This window comes from Asticcacaulis sp. AC402 (assembly GCF_000495835.1).
GTDB lineage: Bacteria > Pseudomonadota > Alphaproteobacteria > Caulobacterales > Caulobacteraceae > Asticcacaulis.
This window is the reverse complement of record NZ_AWGC01000071.1, coordinates 1-1,006: the sequence shown is the minus strand read 5'-3', so window position 1 is coordinate 1,006 and position 1,006 is coordinate 1. Positions and strand designations below refer to the sequence as shown.

The following is a 1,006-nucleotide window of genomic DNA, read 5'->3' as shown; positions in this document are numbered from 1 at the left end:
AAATAGTTGGCGCATTCGGTTGGCGGGAACAGATCCAAGAGGGTGCCGAGCGTTCGCCATGTAGCCTCTTGAGTGCGCTCTGCTGCTTTCCTCATAAGATGCTTGAGTTTTGAAAAGGCCTGTTCGATTGGATTCAGGTCTGGACTATAGGGCGGCAGGAATATCAGCCTTGCTCCTACAGCCCGGATAGCCTTTCTTGCGGCCTTGGCTTTATGGGACGACAGATTGTCGGCAACGACGATGTCACCACGTTTTAGGGTAGGCACCAGGCACTGTTCGACGTAAGCGACAAAGCCAGCAGCGTTGATTGGACCATCAAACACACAAGGGGCATCTATTCTGTCGCATCGCAAAGCCGCGACAAATGTCATGGTTTTCCAATGACCAAACGGAGCATTCGCTCGAAGTCTTTGCCCTCGTTTGCACCAGCCGCGCAACGGCGTCATATTCGTTTTGGCCCAAGTTTCGTCAATGAAAACAAGACGAGAGCATTCAAATTTATTTTGATATGCTTTCCAACGTTCGCGGTGACGCGCTACTTTGGGGCGCATTTGTTCGGTGGCGAGGATACTTTTTTTTAAAGCTTAAGCCTTCGCGATGAACGAATTTCCAAACAGTTTTGTAATCCACGCTCGTGCCTCGAAGAGCCAGTTCCGACACTAGGCCCAGCAACGTAAATTCTGTCTGGGTGCGTTCTAACAACCAATCCTTGGTAGCGCCAATCAAGATACCCGGCCTATGACCGCCCATCTGACCTGGTGCAACGCTGCCAGTTGAGCGGTATCGCTTACACCACTTAGACACGCTCGATGGGGCAATACTTAAGGCTAGCCCAACAGATCGGATCGTTTCGCCAGCTTCAACCCGAGCCACAGCACGGGTACGCAAATCCAATGATAAAGGCTGTGCCATATGCGCTGACCTCCGCTTCCAGCATAACGACTGAATCAGAGAAAAGCTGATTTGCATACCACGCCGCGATTCAACTAAGCGTCATACCGCTCTA

1 protein-coding gene is annotated in these 1,006 nt (G+C 51.2%); it reads right to left on the bottom strand.

Features of this window, described 5'->3' with window-relative positions; translation table 11 throughout:
• Positions 1–912 (bottom strand): IS630 family transposase gene (locus tag ABAC402_RS39990; protein WP_162148556.1). Its coding sequence is split into 2 segments (ribosomal slippage), with 911 coding nucleotides annotated over them: positions 1–578 and positions 580–912; the frame shifts between segments, so codons are not numbered across the junction. This gene is flagged as partial in the annotation.
• Between the last annotated feature and the right edge of the window lie 94 nt (positions 913–1,006).